Annotated in this window: 15 protein-coding genes and 1 other annotated feature; of the genes, 13 read left to right on the plus strand and 2 right to left on the minus strand. The window is 47.3% G+C overall.

Features of this window, described 5'->3' with window-relative positions; all coding sequences use genetic code 11:
• Window positions 1–103: 103 nt before the first annotated feature.
• The 7 genes from aroE to MHB54_RS21970 all read left to right on the plus strand — a co-directional run bounded on the left by aroE (window position 104) and on the right by MHB54_RS21970 (window position 4,552).
• A complete protein-coding gene (gene aroE, locus MHB54_RS21940) occupies window positions 104–973 on the plus strand; it encodes a shikimate dehydrogenase (protein WP_075154475.1) in 870 nt (289 codons plus the stop codon).
• Between the two features lie 68 nt (window positions 974–1,041).
• Window positions 1,042–1,338 (plus strand): ribosome assembly RNA-binding protein YhbY, encoded by a 297-nt coding sequence (gene yhbY, locus MHB54_RS21945; protein WP_013311197.1) that lies wholly within the window; start codon window positions 1,042–1,044, stop codon window positions 1,336–1,338.
• Between the two features lie 17 nt (window positions 1,339–1,355).
• Window positions 1,356–1,946 carry a nicotinate-nucleotide adenylyltransferase gene (gene nadD / locus MHB54_RS21950; protein ID WP_023989531.1) on the plus strand — a complete coding sequence of 197 codons (591 nt, stop codon included), beginning with the start codon at window positions 1,356–1,358 and terminating at the stop codon, window positions 1,944–1,946.
• Complete coding sequence (yqeK, locus tag MHB54_RS21955; protein WP_069080371.1) at window positions 1,930–2,526, plus strand: bis(5'-nucleosyl)-tetraphosphatase (symmetrical) YqeK; 597 nt, start codon at window positions 1,930–1,932, stop codon at window positions 2,524–2,526. Before nadD ends, yqeK begins: the two co-directional genes overlap by 17 nt.
• Window positions 2,523–2,870 carry a ribosome silencing factor gene (rsfS, locus tag MHB54_RS21960; RefSeq protein WP_013311194.1) on the plus strand — a complete coding sequence of 116 codons (348 nt, stop codon included), beginning with the start codon at window positions 2,523–2,525 and terminating at the stop codon, window positions 2,868–2,870. Before yqeK ends, rsfS begins: the two co-directional genes overlap by 4 nt.
• Window positions 2,867–3,775 (plus strand): CvfB family protein, encoded by a 909-nt coding sequence (locus MHB54_RS21965; protein ID WP_053325801.1) that lies wholly within the window; start codon window positions 2,867–2,869, stop codon window positions 3,773–3,775. Before rsfS ends, MHB54_RS21965 begins: the two co-directional genes overlap by 4 nt.
• A 3-nt stretch (window positions 3,776–3,778) precedes the next feature.
• On the plus strand, window positions 3,779–4,552 hold the full coding sequence (locus tag MHB54_RS21970; RefSeq protein WP_075154474.1) for a class I SAM-dependent DNA methyltransferase: 774 nt from the start codon (window positions 3,779–3,781) through the stop codon (window positions 4,550–4,552).
• A 72-nt stretch (window positions 4,553–4,624) separates the two neighbouring features.
• Here MHB54_RS21970 and MHB54_RS21975 read toward each other — a convergent pair whose 3' ends face one another.
• Window positions 4,625–5,014: a tautomerase family protein gene (locus MHB54_RS21975; RefSeq protein WP_028540439.1), complete on the minus strand. Its 390-nt coding sequence runs from the start codon at window positions 5,012–5,014 to the stop codon at window positions 4,625–4,627.
• Between the two features lie 184 nt (window positions 5,015–5,198).
• Window positions 5,199–5,456, plus strand: a binding site (T-box leader).
• 61 nt (window positions 5,457–5,517) lie between these two features.
• Here MHB54_RS21975 and leuS point away from each other — a divergent pair.
• Window positions 5,518–7,956, plus strand: a complete 2,439-nt coding sequence (gene leuS / locus MHB54_RS21980) for a leucine--tRNA ligase (RefSeq protein ID WP_023989526.1) — start codon at window positions 5,518–5,520, stop codon at window positions 7,954–7,956.
• Here the strand turns inward: leuS and comER are convergent.
• On the minus strand, window positions 7,937–8,782 hold the full coding sequence (gene comER / locus MHB54_RS21985) for a late competence protein ComER (RefSeq protein WP_028540440.1): 846 nt from the start codon (window positions 8,780–8,782) through the stop codon (window positions 7,937–7,939). The two genes, leuS and comER, sit on opposite strands and share 20 nt — an antisense overlap.
• Window positions 8,783–9,077: 295 nt before the next feature.
• Between comER and MHB54_RS21990 the strand changes: the two genes are divergently transcribed.
• The 5 genes from MHB54_RS21990 (at window position 9,078) to MHB54_RS22010 (ending at window position 14,289) form a co-directional block, all read left to right on the plus strand.
• Complete coding sequence (locus MHB54_RS21990; protein ID WP_068942399.1) at window positions 9,078–9,725, plus strand: ComEA family DNA-binding protein; 648 nt, start codon at window positions 9,078–9,080, stop codon at window positions 9,723–9,725.
• A gap of 88 nt (window positions 9,726–9,813) precedes the next feature.
• Window positions 9,814–10,332 (plus strand): deoxycytidylate deaminase, encoded by a 519-nt coding sequence (locus MHB54_RS21995; protein WP_025723414.1) that lies wholly within the window; start codon window positions 9,814–9,816, stop codon window positions 10,330–10,332.
• A 179-nt stretch (window positions 10,333–10,511) separates the two neighbouring features.
• Window positions 10,512–10,664, plus strand: a complete 153-nt coding sequence (locus MHB54_RS22000) for a hypothetical protein (RefSeq protein ID WP_226887754.1) — start codon at window positions 10,512–10,514, stop codon at window positions 10,662–10,664.
• A complete protein-coding gene (locus MHB54_RS22005; RefSeq protein WP_226887750.1) occupies window positions 10,594–13,134 on the plus strand; it encodes a DNA internalization-related competence protein ComEC/Rec2 in 2,541 nt (846 codons plus the stop codon). Before MHB54_RS22000 ends, MHB54_RS22005 begins: the two co-directional genes overlap by 71 nt.
• Before the next feature lie 165 nt (window positions 13,135–13,299).
• Window positions 13,300–14,289 carry an iron-hydroxamate ABC transporter substrate-binding protein gene (locus MHB54_RS22010; RefSeq protein ID WP_340982025.1) on the plus strand — a complete coding sequence of 330 codons (990 nt, stop codon included), beginning with the start codon at window positions 13,300–13,302 and terminating at the stop codon, window positions 14,287–14,289.
• The last annotated feature ends 9 nt before the right edge of the window (window positions 14,290–14,298 follow it).

Below are 14,298 nucleotides of genomic sequence, written 5' to 3' on the forward strand. Positions count from 1 at the left end.
TTGCTGTAACCATGTTATAGGGCGGCAAGGAACAGGTACTGGTTCCTGCCGCCATTCATGTATTTGTGCGGCCTAATATTTTGCAATATGGGGGAGAGCAACGATGAACAGCGGGGAGTCTGAAGCGACCGAACAAGGTCTTGTACTATTGGGCGTATTGGGTGATCCGATCAAGCACTCCAAATCGCCTCTTATGCATAAAATAGCTTTACAGGCAGCGGGGATTGAAGGAGATTTTGTACCTCTTCATGTCAAACCGGATCAGCTGGAAGATGCCATGAAGGGGATTCGCGCTATGCATTTCCGCGGAGTCAATGTGACGATTCCCCATAAAGTCGAGGTTATGAAATATCTGGATGAGATTGATGAAGGGGCCAGACTCATTGGCGCTGTCAATACGATAGTGAACGACAATGGACGGCTCAAGGGCTATAACACGGACGGAATTGGCTACGTACGTTCCCTCAAAGAAGAGACTTCTGTCGATTTGAAGGGCGCAAGAATTGCTGTTCTTGGAGCCGGAGGGGCTGCTCGTGGCGTAATTCATGCTCTATTGGAGGAGCAACCGGAATCGGTTATTATTTTGAACCGAACACGTGACAAAGCTGAGCAACTGGCATTAGAGTGGACGACGGAGGCGATCCCAGTGAGGGGTTATTCTAACGAGGATGCCAAGAGCGTGCTCGCCACAGTGAATGTGTTGATTAACACAACCTCGGTGGGAATGTCCCCTTTATCGGATGAACTTCCACTGGAAACGAGCTTGATTCCGGAGGGAATCATTGTGAGTGATTTGATCTACAATCCGCTGGAAACGAGACTTTTACGGGAAAGCCGTGAACAGCGCGGCTGCACTGTACATGGGGGCTTGGGCATGTTCGTGTACCAGGGGGCTGTGGCTTTTGAGTATTTTACAGGGGTTGTCCCTGCTGTAGAGCAAATGAGAGCGGCTGTGCTGAGTAGCCTGTCGTAAGTAAGATTGTACATTAAAATTATGGAAATGCTGCATTGCATATGTGGCGACGAAGGGGTTAAATATACATGTTAACAGGTAAACAAAAAAGATATTTGCGTTCAATGGCGCATCATTTGGACCCGGTTTTTCAAGTAGGCAAAAACGGTACGAATGAGCATCTTATGCGTCACATCAACGATGCGATTGAAAAGCGTGAGCTGATGAAAGTGCAAATTTTGAACAACTGTTTGGACGACAAACATGAAATTGCGGAAGAACTGGCCGCGGAGACAGGTTCTGAGCTTGTTCAGATCATCGGGAGCACTATTATTTTGTACAAAGAATCCCGTGATCATAAGGAAATCGAGTTGCCTAGAGGATAACACGCGGGGAGAAAATTATGAAAATCGGTATTATGGGTGGTACATTTGACCCAATTCATATTGGACATCTGCTGGCTGGAGAAGCGGCAAGAGATGCCTATGATCTGGATCAAGTATGGTTTATGCCTTCTCATATTCCTCCGCACAAGCATCAGGCGGGGGCGAGCGGTAAGGAGCGTCTGGAGATGACGAGTGAAGCGGTAGCGGGTCATCCTGCTTTTGAAGTGCTGGATATTGAAGTGCTTCGCGGGGGAGTATCCTATACCATTGACACGATCAAGGAGCTTCAGGAGTTGCACTCTGCTGTGGATTTTTATTTTATTATTGGTGCGGATATGGTGAACTACTTGCCTCATTGGCAGGGAATTGAGGAACTGGCGCAGCGAATTTATTTTATTGGTGTTCGGCGCCCAGGGTTCCAGCTTGCGTTGGATGAGTTGCCGCATTATTTGCAGGACAAGGTACTGCTGGCGGATATGCCAGTGGTGGACATTTCGTCGACGGATATTCGAGAGCGTGCTGCGGAAGGGCGTACCATCCGTTATCTTGTGCCTGATCGTGTGCATGACTATATTACAAGGGGCGGTTTGTATGAAGTACAGCCGTGAGCAATTAATGGAAGCCGTATCTGGTCAAATGCCTGAAAAGCGCTGGAAGCACACACTAGGTGTTATGCATACCTCAGTTGAGCTTGCGCAGCGATATGGAGCAGATCCGGATAAGGCCGAACTGGCGGCTATTTTGCATGATGTAGCGAAATATTGGCCTGTCCAGCAGATGGAAGAGGTGATTCGCAGTCATCCCGAATGTGATCAGGAGCTTTTGGAACATGACAAGCAGCTCTGGCATTCAGAGGTAGGATACTGCGTTGCAGCAAGAGATTACGGAGTGGATGATCCGGAAATAAGGAATGCGATCCGCTGGCATACGTCAGGACGCGTAGATATGAGCCTGCTGGATAAAGTCGTGTGTCTCGCTGATTACATCGAACCGGGACGGGATTTTCCGGGGGTTGAGCATATCCGTAAACAGGCAAAGAAAAGCTTGGAGCAGGGCCTTATCGCTGGATTTGACTCCACGATTACATTGCTGCTGGAAAAGAAAAAGGTTATTTTTCCACTGACAGTCTTGTCGCGCAATGACTTGATTCAACAACTAAAACAGAGAAAAACGGAGGTTCATGAATGACCCTAACTAATGAGCAATTAATGCAAACAGCGGTTGATGCTGCAAATGATAAAAAGGCAATGAATATTGTCGCACTGGATTTGCGGGGAATATCACTAGTAGCTGATTATTTTGTCATCTGCCACGGTAATTCGGATACACAGGTACAGGCGATTGCAACAGAAATTCGCAAACGCGCTCATGATGAAGGTGTAACCATCAAAGGAATCGAAGGAATGGATTCCGCCCGTTGGGTTCTAATGGATTTGGGGGATGTCGTAGTGCATGTCTTCCATCGCGACGAGCGCGAATACTATAACATTGAACGACTCTGGTCGGATGCTAAGGTTGTGGAAAAGGTATGAGTTTGATCGCCGGTACTTATGTCACCATTATGGTGGATCGTGAGGTATCTCCTTTCGGTTACTTTCTCACTGTTGGTGAGCAGGATGTGCTGCTGCATTATACGGAGCTGACACGTGAAATCGAAGTTGGTGAACGGTTGGAGGTATTTATTTTTCACGATACAGAGGACCGCTTGGCCGCAACTATGAAAAAGCCGTTCTTGTCGTTGGGCGAAATGGCAAAGCTTGAAGTGGCTGATGTGCATCCGCGTTTGGGTTGTTTCCTGGAGATGGGATTGGGTCGTCAGCTTTTGCTGCCGATTCGTGAGTTGCCAGAAAACCGAGATTTGCATCCTCGGGTGGGCGACTACGTGTATGCCATTATGGAGCATGACAAGCAAGGCAGATTGCGAGCTAAGCTGGCAGGGGAACAGGAGCTGGCTCCGTTGTGCTTCCACGCCCCTGATTCGTGGCTGAATACGTGGGTGCAGGCGACTGTGTACAAGCCGCTTCAGATGGGCACATTCGTCCTGGTGGACGGAGGTGTGCTTGGTTTTGGCGCGATTGGAATGATTCATTCCTCGGAGCGTAACCGGATGCTTCGCTTGGGCGAAGAGGTCAAGGTACGGGTCACGCTTGTTCGGGAAGACGGTCGGGTCAATCTGGCGATGTCACCACGCAAGGAAGTAGGCCGTGATGAGGATGCGGAGCGGTTGATTGCTTTTCTGAAAGAGCGTCCGGGTGGCGGCATGCCTTACTCCGACGCAACGCCGCCGGATATTATCAAACAACGGTTCGGTATCAGTAAATCCGCCTTCAAGCGTGCGATGGGCAAGCTGATGAAGGAAGGACTGGTTACACAAAAGGAAAACTGGACCTACCTGGTGGAGAATATACCTGAACCGAAGGACGGGAATGGGGAATAAAAAATGGCTTCTTACCGGAAGTTTGCCTATGTGTATGATGAGCTGATGCAGGACATGCCGTACCCGGACTGGTTGCGCTTTGCACGGCAGGCTTGGGATCAGTACGGGATGCCGCATACGGTGGCCGAGCTGGGCTGCGGAACGGGTTCGATTACGATTCCTCTAGTTAACTCGGGCTTCGAGGTGACTGGAATCGACTTATCCTCTGACATGCTGGCAGTAGCCCGCCGCAAAATGGAAACCACTCCACAGGGACAGCGATTGTTTCGTGAGGGAAGCGTTCGCTGGATACAGCAGGATATGAGAGAATGGATTTTACCCGAGCCTGTGGATTCTGTAATTTCTTTTTGCGATTGTCTGAATTACTTGTTGGAGGAAGAAGATATAATTTCTACTTTTCGCAGAACGCATGCTGGTCTGAAGCCTGGCGGAACCTTCTTGTTCGATGTACATCATCCCCAGACGTTTTTACGTTATGATGAAGAGCAGCCTTTCGTACTGGACGAACGCTCTATCTCGTATATCTGGACATGTGCGTTGGACACTCCCCGTTGTGAAATTGAGCATCATCTTAGTATCTTTGCGAAAGCAGAACAAGAAGGACGCGATCTATACCAGCGTTTCGAGGAAATACATGTTCAACGTGCCTATGACCCAGACTGGATGAAGGCAGAATTGTCCAAAGCGGGTTTTCGTGATGTGAAGGTATATGCGGATTTTGAATGGGTAGAAGCAGAAGATGACGCGGCGAGACTGTTTTATGTTGCTGTAAAATAGCAAGGCTTCATTTAGCGAGTATGGGAAAAGAAAGACGCTTTTCATGATGACATGAAGGGCGTCTTTTTGCACTCATATATTCACTTTATAGCTCAGCTGAAGCTCATCACCCGGTACACCCCGAATGCCCCAGTTCTGTTTGGGTGTTTCAAATATAGTAATCTCAAGATCCTGTGGAGAAATACCCAAAAGATCGTTAATTCTTTGGAATAACAGGTTAATGAGTTGCTTCTTAGCTTCTGTCGTTCTGCCTTCAAAGATACTGATTTCAATAATGGTGTACGCCTCAGAGCGACCATCGGCATATATAAAGTCTTCCTGATCCATAGGAAAAAAACGTTGAAACCTCTTGTCAGGAGGATATTTGAACGCATCCACCACAGCAGAATGAATCACCTCTGAAAGTTGCTTTTTGATTGGATTTAGAGTTTCTTTTATTCCGTAAATTTTAATCTGTGCCATTTCTCAGCTCACCTTTCTTATCTCAACTCATCTCAACTTGAAGCGATTTAATTCGAAATCATTATAAAACATTCGTATGCATGTGTCATGAACAATTAGTATGAAGAGGGTCTTTAACACCAAAGGTAGTCCTTATTTGACTTTTTTCGCGGTTTTCAATATAATAGTGCCATTATTAACGGTTAAACAATCGCTGATGAGGAATAGTAGCTTTGTCTGGACATGTAGAGAGCTGGCGGGTGGTGCAAGCCGGTTGACAGTGCAAAGTGAACTCGCCTCGGAGATATGCGTCCAACGCAGGAATGCCCTATACAGGTGCTTGTATCCTGTTATTAACCCGCATCGGATCACCTCCGTTATCAGGTGCAAAGGGAGTAGAACGCGAAGAACGCTTTCTGCTAACTAGGGTGGTACCACGGGAATATAACCTCTCGTCCCTAGCGCTGACACGCTACGGGATGCAGAGGTTTTTTTGTTGCATACCGTTTGAGGAGGAAAAGACAATGACAGACACACAGCCGAAGCACGGCTATCAACCGCAAAGTATTGAACCAAAATGGCAGAAATATTGGGATGAGAACAAGACGTTCCGTACCGGGGAAGAGCCGGGCAAACCGAAGTTTTATGCTTTGGATATGTTTCCGTACCCATCTGGAGCCGGCCTACATGTAGGCCACCCAGAGGGCTACACAGCTACGGATATTGTTTCACGATATAAAAGAATGCGCGGCTACAACGTACTGCATCCGATGGGTTGGGACGCCTTCGGTCTGCCTGCCGAGCAGCATGCGCTGGATACAGGGGAGCACCCACGCGAAATTACGGTGAAAAATGTAAATAACTTCCGCCGTCAAATCAAATCGCTCGGCTTCTCCTACGACTGGGATCGTGAAATCAGCACGACGGATCCTGATTATTACAAATGGACACAGTGGATCTTCATCCAGCTGTACAAGCGCGGTCTTGCATATGTAGCTGAAGTACCTGTGAACTGGTGCCCGGCGCTGGGAACGGTGCTAGCGAATGAAGAAGTTATTGACGGTAAGAGTGAGCGTGGCGGTCATCCGGTCGTCCGTAAACCAATGCGTCAATGGATGCTGAAAATTACGGAATACGCGGATCGTCTGCTGGAGGATCTGGAGGAACTGGATTGGTCTGAGAGTATTAAGGATATGCAGCGGAACTGGATCGGTAAGTCTACCGGGGCAGAGGTTCGTTTTCCAATTGAAGGCTATGACGAGCAACTCACAGTATTTACAACCCGTCCAGATACACTGTTCGGCGCAAGCTACTGTGTGCTGGCACCAGAGCAGGAATTGGTAGATATTATCACTACGCCTGAGCAAAAGGATGCTGTACAACAGTACCGTGAACAAGCTGCTCGTAAAAGCGATCTGGAGCGTACGGATCTGGCCAAGGATAAAACAGGCGTATTCACAGGAGCTTATGCAGTGAACCCGGTGAACGGCGAAAAGCTGCCGATCTGGATTGCTGACTATGTACTTGCAGGCTACGGAACTGGAGCGATTATGGCTGTACCTGCTCACGATGCGCGTGACTGGGAATTTGCCAAGCAATTCGGATTGAATATCATTGAGGTTGTCCAAGGTGGAGATGTGGCTAATGAGCCATATACTGAGGATGGACCGCACGTCAATTCCGGCCCGCTGAATGGACTTACCAACGAGGAAGCGATTCCGAAGATGATTGAATGGCTGGAAGCCGAGGGCAAAGGACACGGCAAAGTCACCTATCGCCTGCGTGACTGGCTATTCAGCCGTCAACGCTATTGGGGCGAGCCGATTCCGGTAATTCATCTGGAAGATGGAACGATCAAAACGGTTCCTGAGGACCAACTTCCGCTCGTACTGCCGGAGATGGACAATATCAAGCCTTCGGGTACAGGTGAATCCCCGCTGGCGAACGCAACAGATTGGATCGAAACCATTGATCCTGAGACAGGTATGAAAGCACGCCGCGAGACAAATACAATGCCGCAATGGGCAGGCAGTTGCTGGTATTACCTGCGCTTTATTGATCCGAAAAATGACAAAGAGCTTGTATCCAAAGAGAAACAACGTGAATGGATGCCTGTTGATTTGTATATTGGCGGAGCGGAACATGCGGTTCTTCACTTGCTGTATGCCCGTTTCTGGCATAAGGTACTGTATGATATCGGCGTAGTGGAAACGAAAGAGCCTTTTTATAAGCTGGTCAACCAGGGTATGATTTTGGGCAACAACAATGAAAAAATGAGTAAATCACGCGGTAATGTCATTAATCCTGATGATATTGTCAATACGTTTGGCGCCGATACGCTGCGTATTTATGAGATGTTTATGGGGCCGCTGGAAGCGACCAAGCCATGGAATGAGAATGGGGTAGAGGGAGCACATCGTTTTCTGTCCCGCGTATGGCGCCTGTTTGTTTCCGAGGATGGTAGCCTGAACGATAAAATTACAAATGACGGCGGTAGCGATGAGTTCAATCGTACTTGGCACAAAACGCTGAAAAAAGTAACCGAAGATCTGGATGCACTGCGCTTCAATACAGCGATCAGCCAGCTGATGATCTTCACCAACGATGCATACAAAGCAGACCTTCTGCCGCGTGCAGCAATGGAAAACTTCGTGCAAATGCTGTCGCCGCTTGCACCCCATCTGGCCGAGGAATTGTGGCAGCTGCTGGGGCACAATGATAGCATTACCTACGCGGCCTGGCCTGCTTATGATGAAGCATGGACGGTGGACGCCGAAGTGGAAATTGTTGTGCAAGTGAATGGTAAAATTGTGCAGCGTGCAACGATTGCCAAGGATCTTGATGCTAAAGCGATGGAAGCATTCGCTGTGTCGTTGGACAATGTTCAGCAGGCACTGGCCGGCAAAACGATCCGCAAGGTAATTGCTGTTCCAGGTAAGCTGGTTAATATTGTTGCCGGTTAATTGGCTTTAAGCCGAAGGAGACATCCACCTTTTGCATGTCTTCTTCATACTTGTTGTGCGTGGCCTGTATCAGCTCGGGAAAGACACTATGCAGGCTGATGTCCAACAGTGCGAGAGCTTCGGCAGTAATACCTCCGGGAACCGCTACTCTGGCCTGTAACTCGGCTGGTGTCATCCCGCCTTCCGTGAGCAGCTTTCCAGTGCCGATGATCATTTCACCGGCCAGGGCGCATAGCTCCGTACGGTCTATACCTGTAGCTTGAACTGCGGCTTGAATCCACTGGTCCATAAAAAAGGCCAAGAAAGCAGGACCGCAACTCGAAAAATCCGACGTGATTCGAGTATAAGATTCTTTAACCCGAATCGGCCTGCTGATGTGGGACATAAGCTCTTCCAGAAGGGTGCGGTCCTCCTCTGTAATCCGGCTTCCATGGATGCATAGTGAGGCTCCGCTGCCCACTTGGTGGGTGATACTGGGAATAATTTTGGACACTTTGGCTTTCAGTGCATGCTCCAAAATACGAATCTGCACCGGGCTTGTGATAGATACGACGATTTGCTCTTCTGTAATGACGTTGCGTATTTCATCCGTTACGGCTTTTGATTCCAGCGGCTTCACACAGATAAACAAAACATCGCTTTCCGCTGCCGTTTCACGGTTGCTTTGGGCTGCATGCAAACCTGGATAACGACGGGCTAGCTCGGTTACCTTGGAATGCGTTCGATTGCTTGCTGATATTTGCTGCGGCTTGAGTGCGTTAGAATTAATAAAAGACTCAATTAGCAGACTTCCCATGCTGCCAGTCCCGATAAATCCAACTTTCATTGTTCAACGTCCTCCTTTCATACTTTGCGGTATAGACGCTGTGCTGTCAGCTGTCATTCTTCTTAGTGTATGCGCCTGGTCTTGGCCGACATGACGAATTTTATGTCTGAGCATGTTAGATCGTGCCCGGGGTCGTACCACTTATTTGTGAAAATGCTCACAGCGAAACCGTATGGAGGTTGTTTGCACCCTCCGGTTTAACGGGAATTGGACAGACTTGCTCTGTTTGATTGAGACGGTGTTTTCAGTCGGCTCAATTTCCCGAAATCCATGTGGAGTAGGGGACGATACGGAAATGAAACGCGTATGGACAGGAACAGCGATAACGCTTGCTGTAATCGGGAGTGGACTTATTTTATTTGCCGGAGGACAGCGCTCTGAGCCGCAAGAAGAGTGGACTTTACTTAACCATAAGGTGGAGCAGGCTGTGGCGATGGATTCAGAGCCAAATGAGTCGCAGCGCAGCAGTGACTATACCCAGGAAAAGCCTGCTGTAAAAGAACCTTCAGACAAAGCTGAGCGCAGTACGAATACCGAAGCCGCTGCCAATGTGAAACGTGATACTGTGCAGATTTCTACTGGTGTATCTGCTGCTGTGAGCGAAAACTCTATTGCGGGAAATTCAAGTACCGTAAGGCAGTCAGGTGTTGCGAATCCGAGCTCAGACACAGGTATTGTTAGTTCGAGTGGTGCAACGACGAGTAGGACCAATACGGTAAGTGATTCGGTTACTACACCCGTTTCCGGCGAAAAAAAGGTAAACATCAACACGGCGACTGCTGCCGAGTTAATGGAGCTACCAGGGGTTGGGGCTAAAAAAGCCGAGGCTATTTTGAACTACCGTAATCAGCATGGGGCGTTCAAACGTGTGAACGATTTGGATCATGTAAAGGGAATCGGAGCTAAAATGTTGGCGAAAATGAAGCCGTATGTCAGCTTGTAACTTATATAAGATTACAATGTACAGGCCCTGAGAACGGCGGTAGCGGATATGGTTTACGTTTTAACTTGTTTATACGGGAGAGATGGAAATGAGTGCAGATGTACGCAAGGACTGGGACACCTATTTCATGGATATCGCTTATATGGTATCCACCCGTTCGCGCTGTGCGCGGCGTCATGTTGGAGCCGTACTTGTACAAGGTAAAAAGCTCTTGGGGACGGCCTATAATGGAGCACCATCCGGGGTGCCTGACTGTTCTGAGGCAGGCTGTATGATCTCAGAGGAGTATGAGGTCGTTCACCGTGATGGGCGCGAGGAAATGGTTAAGAAGCAGCGTTGTATTCGCACTATTCATGCGGAGCAGAACCTGCTACTGTTTACTGACCGAATTGATCGTGAAGGCTCTTCAGTATATGTCACTGACCAGCCATGCTGGACGTGTGCCAATATGTTGGCGAACAGCGGTATTGTGGAGATTGTATACCACAGACCTTATCCCAAAGATGCCGACAAGGTTCGTGCTATGATGGAGGAAAAGGGAATCGCCTTTCGTATGCTGAAGACCTATCATCCACCGAAAGAAACGCTGATGGATGTAATGAATTAAAAAGTAAACGAGGAAGAACCTCTGACGAATGCTATTTTGTCAGAGGTTCTTTTTGTTTTGCTTATTTTGGACAAAAAGCAATGTTTGCTACCGGAAGGTGATTGTATTCAAGCTAAGCTTGTGTTAACTAGACCTATATTGACCCTTACTGTTTGTTGGATTACAGGAAGTGCGGGAGCATGTCTGTATTCTGGACGGATGCTTTTGTTGCTCTGGGCGGGGGTTACCCTGATCTTTCCGCTTATAGCTTTATGGATGAAAATCCCCATCCGGCATATGGTATTACTTTGGCTTGCAATCAGCGGGGGTGGATTTCATTGGTATTGGCATGATACGCATAATGTTAGCAGTATTCCCGATGCTCTTCATGTATCGTCTTCTATGTTGGAAGACATGCCTGTTCAAGTAGCAGGGCTTATCGCTTCTGAAGTACAGGTAGATGGTGATCGAACACAGTTTGAGATGAGAGTCACCTCAATCAATCACTACGGAAGTCATTCGAAAAAGGACGAGAATCGTGCACTAATTTCTGAACAGGTCATTGTTCATATCAAGTTGGCTGCCAAGCAGGAACAGCAACTTTCGGCAGCGTGGCAACGTGGAGATGCAATCCTACTGCGTGGCACCTTAAAGGCTCCTGCAAAAGCGGGGAACTTTGGTGGCTTTGATTACAGTGAATACCTGCACACACAGGAAATCCACTGGCTTTTCAAAGGCGATGGGGCAGCCTCGCTACAGAAGCAGGAAGCTTCACTGTGGAACCGCTACACTTTGTTCAGATGGAATGATCAGCTTAGGGAGCAGCTAGGGCAGAGAATGGAATCGGCATTTACATCACTTCATCACGCAGGATATATGAAAGGACTGGTACTTGGGGTAACAGATGAGTTGGACCCAGCAACGTATAACGAGTTTACGCAGCTTGGTTTAACGCATATTTTAGCAATATCGGGCATGCATGTGGCGGTATATGCAGCTACACTATTATATTTACTCAAGCTACTAAGAGTTAGCCGCGAGACATCTCTTACGGTCGTGATGATACTCATTCCGGCTTATGTCCTGCTGACAGGTGCTTCTCCCTCTGTTGTGAGGGCGGGAATTATGGCGATGATCGGCTTGTTTGCAGCCCGACGAGGTATGCTCAAAGACGGACTTAATATTCTAAGTATATCCGCGTTGCTCATGCTGATTTGGAATCCATATTATCTACTTAGCGTCAGCTTTCAGCTTTCCTTTTTGGTGACAGGTGGGTTGCTCATTTATATGCCGCTTATGAAGCCGTTTTTCGCCAAATGGCCTTTCCTAATCGGCGGTGAAGTTGCGATTACAATTACGGCACAGCTTGTTTCGTTTCCAATGACGGTATTCTACTTTAATCAATTTTCGTTGTTATCATTTGCGGCCAATTTTGTGCTTGTACCCCTTATTACATATATCGTGCTTCCATTAGGTACGGTGGCGATGGGGCTTTCCTTTTTGTGGGGGGATGGGGCTCGTATTCTTGCGTGGCCGGCAGAGCAATTGAACGATTTGACCTTTTTACTAGTGAAATGGCTGAATGTAGATGATGCTTATGTGAGTATTTGGCCGTCTTCTTCCATCCTGTGGGTCATGGCGTATTACGCAGCTCTGTACAGTGTTTTGTACTGGCTCAAAAGGTGGCTGACATCCCGCAGGCAAACGAACGACATTACCGTCTTGAATTCTACTGCCATTTCATCACCTATATATACAGGATTAGCAGCTTCTCCAGAATGGGCGGCTATATTGCATACGGCTCCTGAACCTGAGGGAGCAGGGAAATTTGCAAGTCGACAGTGGAATGGTTATCGTCATTTGGCACTGGCTCTAAGTGTTATTGCTTGGCTTGGAATATTGTATACAGGTTACCAATCTCCTGGTGAGGGAAATACGGGAATTGTTCAATATCTGGATGTGGGCCAAGGTGACAGCATTTTAATTACAACGCCGGGCGGGAAACATATCTTGGTTGATGGCGGGGGTACAATGGATTTTGCGACAGGGAAAAATGCTTGGCGCAAGCGTGCAGATCCCTACGAGGTAGGTGAAGATACGATTGTACCCTTGCTAAAGCAACGAGGTGTGCATCGCCTGGACGCTGTCATTTTAACGCATGGAGATCATGATCATGCCGGAGGACTACAGGCTGTGCTTGACCAGATTCCTGTATCTACCTTGTTTTTTAACGGTACCCTGACAGATAAAACCCCATTCCGTAAGCTGTTGAACACGGCTTTAGACAAGCAGATCAAGCTGTATGGTGCACATCATAGTATGGAATGGGAACCAGACCAGGCTACGAAAATCCGCTTTCTCTATCCGTTTACACTACCGGAGAACGAATCTGAGCAGTTGCCTGTTATGAAGGAACAGAATCATTACTCTGTTGCCATGATATTGGAGATGGAGGGAGCCTCTTTTTTGTTCACAGGAGATATGGATGATGCAGCAGAGTCGTCGTTGCTCTCTGAATTAACTCGTTTTTCATCAAGTGTGAAAGATGAGGGAGCAACGGGGGAAGTAAGGAAAGCTATAGATGTCATGAAAATAGCACATCACGGCAGCAAGTACTCCACCTCGGAAGAGTGGTTATCCTACTGGCGACCGAAAGTATCTGTTATTTCGGTCGGTGCGACCAATACTTACGGACATCCGAATGAAGCGGTATTGGAACGTTTATCGGCAGTTAATTCTGCTATATATCGAACAGATACGATGGGAGAGATACAGATTCGAGCACAGCAAGGAAAACTGAGTGTGCGGTACCAACGCAAATAGTTTTTTCAATCCTTTTTTATCAGTACAACAACACACTAAAACGGGTGCTCACTCTCAGGAGTGGGCTGTTTGCTTTGAATCCAATCTGCATGGACAGTAGCTGTAAGCTTTGATAGAATCATATGAGTGATGAAAATGAGAATCATTATTAATGGGAGGAATATTGTGAGTTATTTTAAATTCAGAGCATCAGCTTGTTTGTTCATCATTTCGTTAATGCTGGTATTGAGCGCATGCGCTACAAGTGGGGGTGGGACTGTAACAGAAAGCGGTCAATCGACTGCTCTCAAGACCACATCAACTGGAGATGAAGCTGCCACACGTACATATGAAAGTGATAAAGGTACAATTACTCTTCCTGAGCATCCCCAGCGTGTCGTAGTGGCAGTCGATGATTATGTAGGTGATGTGCTAGCACTTGGTATTACACCTGTAGGGGCTCCAGACACTGTATTTGATGCTCCATACTATAAAAAATATTTGAATGGTGTTGCAAATATCGGTGACAGCTCCGCATTGTCCCTTGAAAAGGTAATCACCCTGAAGCCGGATTTGATCATTACCTATGATGAGAAAGCGTATGAAAATCTGAAAAAAATAGCACCTACAGTATATATTCCATATGGTAAATATCAATATAAGGATCGTCTGATGGAGCTGGGCAAAGTGTTAAACAAGGAGCAGGAAGCGAAGAATTGCCTGGCTGATTTTGCAACCAAGATTGCTGAGAAGAAACAGGCTTTGTCTGACGTCATTGATTCGGGCAAAAAAATCGCTATTTTTGAGATTACAGGAAAAGAATTATATCTATATGGAAAATCTTATGGACGTGGAGGAGCCATACTTTATGATGAGCTGGGACTTCATGCTCCTGAGAAGGTAGAAAAGGCAGCGTTCGAGAAGGGATGGGCCAGCATTTCAATAGAGGCTTTACCGGAGATGCTGGGCGATGCCGATTATTTAATGTTGGGTATTAGAGGCGACGGAACAGACCAAGGAAAAGATATTTTATCTAAAAGTGTGTGGAAGAACCTTTCTGCCGTTAAATCAGGTAAAGTATATCAATACTCAATCGACGATTTTTATTTTCAAGATCCGATTGCTCTGACTTATCAATTAGAACTCATATCTGATTTTTTGGTTTCCAAGAAGTAACAATATGAT

This window comes from Paenibacillus sp. FSL M7-0802, from assembly GCF_038004945.1.
Lineage (GTDB): Bacteria > Bacillota > Bacilli > Paenibacillales > Paenibacillaceae > Paenibacillus > Paenibacillus polymyxa_B.

What these genes read in the sequence shown, in the direction of transcription:
- MHB54_RS21965 (WP_053325801.1), top strand. Translation starts at nt 2,867, where the DNA reads ATGAGTTTGATCGCCGGTACTTATGTCACCATTATGGTGGATCGTGAG.
- leuS (WP_023989526.1), top strand. Translation starts at nt 5,518, where the DNA reads ATGACAGACACACAGCCGAAGCACGGCTATCAACCGCAAAGTATTGAA.
- MHB54_RS21975 (WP_028540439.1), bottom strand. Translation starts at nt 5,014, where the DNA reads ATGGCACAGATTAAAATTTACGGAATAAAAGAAACTCTAAATCCAATC.
- nadD (WP_023989531.1), top strand. Translation starts at nt 1,356, where the DNA reads ATGAAAATCGGTATTATGGGTGGTACATTTGACCCAATTCATATTGGA.
- yqeK (WP_069080371.1), top strand. Translation starts at nt 1,930, where the DNA reads ATGAAGTACAGCCGTGAGCAATTAATGGAAGCCGTATCTGGTCAAATG.
- comER (WP_028540440.1), bottom strand. Translation starts at nt 8,782, where the DNA reads ATGAAAGTTGGATTTATCGGGACTGGCAGCATGGGAAGTCTGCTAATT.
- aroE (WP_075154475.1), top strand. Translation starts at nt 104, where the DNA reads ATGAACAGCGGGGAGTCTGAAGCGACCGAACAAGGTCTTGTACTATTG.
- MHB54_RS21995 (WP_025723414.1), top strand. Translation starts at nt 9,814, where the DNA reads ATGAGTGCAGATGTACGCAAGGACTGGGACACCTATTTCATGGATATC.
- yhbY (WP_013311197.1), top strand. Translation starts at nt 1,042, where the DNA reads ATGTTAACAGGTAAACAAAAAAGATATTTGCGTTCAATGGCGCATCAT.
- MHB54_RS22000 (WP_226887754.1), top strand. Translation starts at nt 10,512, where the DNA reads ATGTCTGTATTCTGGACGGATGCTTTTGTTGCTCTGGGCGGGGGTTAC.
- MHB54_RS21990 (WP_068942399.1), top strand. Translation starts at nt 9,078, where the DNA reads ATGAAACGCGTATGGACAGGAACAGCGATAACGCTTGCTGTAATCGGG.
- MHB54_RS21970 (WP_075154474.1), top strand. Translation starts at nt 3,779, where the DNA reads ATGGCTTCTTACCGGAAGTTTGCCTATGTGTATGATGAGCTGATGCAG.
- rsfS (WP_013311194.1), top strand. Translation starts at nt 2,523, where the DNA reads ATGACCCTAACTAATGAGCAATTAATGCAAACAGCGGTTGATGCTGCA.